General features: G+C 73.0%; 2 protein-coding genes and 2 pseudogenes. 3 read left to right on the top strand and 1 reads right to left on the bottom strand.

From position 1 onward, the window contains the following. Positions 1-2: 2 nt before the first annotated feature. Positions 3-566, top strand: coding sequence for a hypothetical protein (locus G6048_RS50715; RefSeq protein WP_235991129.1), 564 nt, complete (start codon positions 3-5; stop codon positions 564-566). A gap of 7 nt (positions 567-573) precedes the next feature. On the opposite strand, the pseudogene G6048_RS50710 reads toward G6048_RS50715, so the two are convergent. Continuing rightward, a pseudogene (locus G6048_RS50710) lies at positions 574-855 on the bottom strand (ATP-binding cassette domain-containing protein); the annotation flags it as partial. 124 nt (positions 856-979) lie between these two features. Between G6048_RS50710 and G6048_RS47135 the strand changes: the two are divergent. After that, positions 980-1423: pseudogene (locus G6048_RS47135) on the top strand (ATP-binding cassette domain-containing protein); the annotation flags it as partial. A 158-nt stretch (positions 1424-1581) separates the two neighbouring features. Next, complete coding sequence (locus tag G6048_RS47130) at positions 1582-3987, top strand: SpoIIE family protein phosphatase (protein ID WP_165345757.1); 2406 nt, start codon at positions 1582-1584, stop codon at positions 3985-3987. Positions 3988-4042 lie beyond the last annotated feature (55 nt).

The following is a 4042-nucleotide window of genomic DNA, read 5'->3' as shown; positions in this document are numbered from 1 at the left end:
GGCTGCGGGAGTTGGCGGCGTCGTTCGTGGTGCCCGGCCCCGCCGGGGTGGCCATCCGGGACCGGCTGCGGGTAAGCGAGTCGGATGCGGCGGTGCTCGCCGAGGTCGGGATGTTCCTCGGTTCGCTGGCCGCGGGTGATCTCGCGGAACGCTCCCGGCAGGGCCTGGCGCACGATGCCGCGTCGTGGGCGGCGCGCAAGCAAGGCTTGACGGGGACCCGGCACGATGCGGCAAGCATCGCGGTCGCGCGACGCGCCCTCGGGCACCCGATCCGGCTGGGGGCACCTCCCAGCGGTAGCTGGGGGAGGACGGCACCGCCCCCGGCACACCAGAGCGATGTGCCGGGGCATCGGACCGTCCAGGCCCGACCGGAGATCCGACGGCGTGAGGAAACCCGCCCCCACCTGTCCGGACCGCGCACCGGATGCGCGCCGCCCGGCGGTGGAGCGAAAGCGGGCCACCTGGGGGTACCTCCCAGCGGTAGCTGGGGGAGTGCCCAAAACCGTTCGGGGCACGCGGCTGAGCATGCGTTCTGGCACCAGGACTCACTCCCGCTCAGTCTCTAGGAACGGTGTCCTGGCCCACGACGGCCACGGCACGGCGGAGTTCCGCGTCGGACAGATGGCGGAGGTCGACGGGATCGCCGTCGCCGGGCAGCAGCTGGACGGCTCCCCGCGACGGGTCCCGGAAGCGGGCAAGAAGGTGGGTGCAGGTCGACTTGCCCGCCCCCGAGACGCCGACCAGGGCGAGAGTCTGCCCCGCGGGAACCGTCAGGTCGATTTCGTCCAGCACGGGCCGGCCCCCGTAGTCGAAGCTCACCCGGTGCAGCCGGACGCCCAGCGGGCCCGGTCGAAGCGCCGACATCGCCCTCGCCAGCACCGACCTGCGCAATGTCGTCGCAAACTCAGCCGGCACAGCCTGCGCGTCGTACGGCAGAACCTCGTCGGCCTCATCCGGCGCAGGCTTCTCCATCAACTCCCTGTTCCACGGCACGCTCGCCGAAAACCTGCGCCTCGCGGCCCCCGACGCGGACGACGACCTCCTCGCCGAAACGGCCCGGCTGTGCGGCGTCGACCGGATCGCCCCCATGGACTCCCTCGTCGGGGAGCGCGGCGCCACCCTCTCCGGCGGCCGGCGCGCCCGGATCGCCCTCGCCCGCGCCCTGCTGGCCGAGCCCGGAATCCTCGTACTGGACGAGACGACCGCCCACCTGGACAACGCCGGCGACGCCCAACTCGCCACCGCGCTCCCCAGAGGCAACCGCACCACCATCGTCATAGCCCACCGCCCGGCCACCATCCGCCGAGCCGACCGCATCGCCGTCCTGGAATCCGGCCGCATCACGGAGGAGGGCACCTGGGACGGCCTCATCGCCCGCCCCGAGGGTGCGCTCAACCGCGTACTGGCCGTCACGCCGCCCTGAACCCGGCAGGCCCGAAGCGTGTGGACGTCCCGCAAGCCGCGTACATGTCCCCGTCCGCCTGAGGAGAACAGGCAGTCCCGTTGAGTACGCCCTCCTGTGGGGCCATGCTGAGCACATGGCCGCGGGGTCTGCCCGCGGTGGGCGCGAGAGACGTGTACATGAACCCAGACGTGTTCGGCTCGGGGTGGGAAGCGACCGCCGTCGTGGACGGGGCCGGGAAGATCCTCGCCTGGAGCGAGGGCGCCCGGCGGCTGCTCGGTCACCACTCCGCGGACGCCGTGGGCCGGGACGCCCGGGAACTGCTGGCCGCCGAGCTTCCGTACGCGGTCCGCGGCGCCTGTGCCTCCCGTACGCCGTGGAGCGGTGGCGCCGTGGTCCGCACCCGCGAGGGGCGGCGCCTCGAACTGCTCGCCCACCTCCGGCCGCTGACCGGCGCCGACGAGGCCCCGCTGTGGATCGTCGCGGCCACCGCGGCGGACGAACCCGCCCCCGAGACCCTGAACCGCTGGGCGATCGAGCAGCTGCCCATCGCCGTGGTCGTGTGCGACGACGACATCAGGGTCGTACGCACCAATGAGGCCTTCGCCGCCATGTCGGGAGCGACGGAGGGCCAGCTTCGGGGCCTCGGTCTCGCCGAGCGGATCACCGGCGGGGTCATCGACGGCGCCGACGAGATCCCCCGGCTGGCCGAACAGGCCATGCGAACCGGAGCCGTCGTCCGCCACCAGGCCTATCTGCGGCCCCCGGGAACGAGACGTGAGCGCTCCTGGTCCTCCCTGCTGTACCCGCTCAAGGACCCGCAGGGCCGCGTCCGGGGCGTCGCCTCCGCCGTGTACGACACGACCGAGCAGTACTGGGCGCGGCGGCGGATGTCCGTGGTGAACGCGGCGAGCCTCAGCGTCGGAACCACCCTCGACGTCACGCGCACCGCCCAGGAACTCGCCGAGATCGGCACCGAGGGGTTCGCCGACTTCGTCCTCGTCGATCTGCTCGACGACCTCTTCCGGAACATCGAGGCGGACCTCGCGCCGAGCGCGGGCCTGCCGGTCTTCCGCCGGTGCGCCCAGGCGTCCGTACTGCGCGGCTGCCCGGAGGGCACCGTCGAGATCGGCCAGCGGCACGTCTACGCCGCCGACTCACCGCAGGCCTCGGCCCTCGCCGCCGGCCGTCCCGCCCAGTACCAGCTCGACAGCGCGAGCCTGCCGCCGTGGCTGACCGCGGATACGGACCGTGCCCGCAGCGTCCGCGACCACGGGATCCATGCCCTGCTGGTCGTGCCGTTGCAGGCCCGGGGCGTGACGCTCGGGCTGGCCCAGTTCCACCGTCACCGCATCACCGAGCCCTTCGACGACGAGGATCTGCTGCTGGCGCGGGAGATCGCGACGCGGGCCGCGCTGAGCATCGACAACGCCCGCCGCTACTCCCGTGAGCGGGCCACCGCGGTGACCCTCCAGCGCAGTCTGCTGCAGCGCGGTACGCCGGAGCAGTCCGCGGTGGATGTGGCGACCCGCTATCTGCCGGCCGGCACGCGGGCCGGGGTGGGCGGCGACTGGTTCGACGTGATCCCGCTGTCCGGTGCCCGGGTGGCGCTCGTGGTGGGCGACGTGGTCGGTCACGGGCTGCGGGCCTCGGCCAGCATGGCGCAGTTGCGGACCGCGGTACGTACGCTGGCCGATGTCGACCTGCCGCCGGACGAGTTGCTCACCCAGCTCGACGACGTGGTGATCCGGCTGGCCCGGGAGGAGCCCGACGCACCCGGCTCCGCCGCCGAGGCCCGGCCGGTCGCGGAGTTGAGCGCCACCTGCCTGTACGCGGTGTACGACCCGGTGTCCCGGAGTTGCACGCTCGCCAGCGCGGGCCATGTGCTGCCCGCCGTGGTGACGCCCGACGGCACGGTCGGCTTCCCCGACCTGCCCGTCGGCCCGCCGCTCGGCCTCGGCGGACTGCCCTTCGAGATCTCGGAGTTCGAGCTTGCGGAGGGGAGCGTGCTCGCGCTCTTCACCGACGGGCTGATCGAGGCGAGGGACCGGGACGTCGACACCGGCCTGGCCCTCATGGGCCGGGTGCTCGGCCAACCCGTCCGGTCCCTGGAGAAGTTGTGCGACGACCTGCTGGACGAGCTGCTGCCCGGCCGGCCTGTCGACGACGTCGCCCTTCTGCTGGCCAGGACCCGGGTCCTCGACGCCGCCCGGGTGGCGACGTGGTCCTTGCCGGACAACCCGCAGATCGTCGCCGAGGCCCGTAAGTTCGCGTCCGCTCAACTCGCCGCCTGGGGATTGGACGAAGCGCTGTTCACCACGGAGTTGGTGGTCAGCGAGCTCGTCACCAACGCCATTCGCTATGGCGGCGAGCCCATACGACTCCGTCTGATCCGGGACGCGGTGCTGATCTGCGAGGTCTCCGACGGCAGCAGCACCGCACCCCATCTGCGGCGGGCGCGCGCCTACGACGAGGGAGGCCGGGGCCTCCTTCTCGTAGCGCAGCTCACCGAACGATGGGGGACGCGGCAGACGCCGTCCGGCAAGGTCATCTGGGCGGAGCTGAGCGTTGCGCCCGAGGCCTGACGGGCCTCGCCGGGGGGTCTCCTTTCCCCAGCCCCGCCCCTTCCCGAAACTGGGG

Origin of the sequence: Streptomyces ureilyticus (assembly GCF_011045025.1) — a bacterium.
GTDB classification, from domain to species: Bacteria; Actinomycetota; Actinomycetes; order Streptomycetales; family Streptomycetaceae; genus Streptomyces; species Streptomyces ureilyticus.
Note: the sequence above shows the minus strand (reverse complement) of the source record. Positions and strands in the feature narration are given on the sequence as shown.

Coding starts and splice junctions, on each gene's coding strand:
- G6048_RS47130 (WP_165345757.1), top strand. CDS start 1,582: ATGAACCCAGACGTGTTCGGCTCGGGGTGGGAAGCGACCGCCGTCGTG.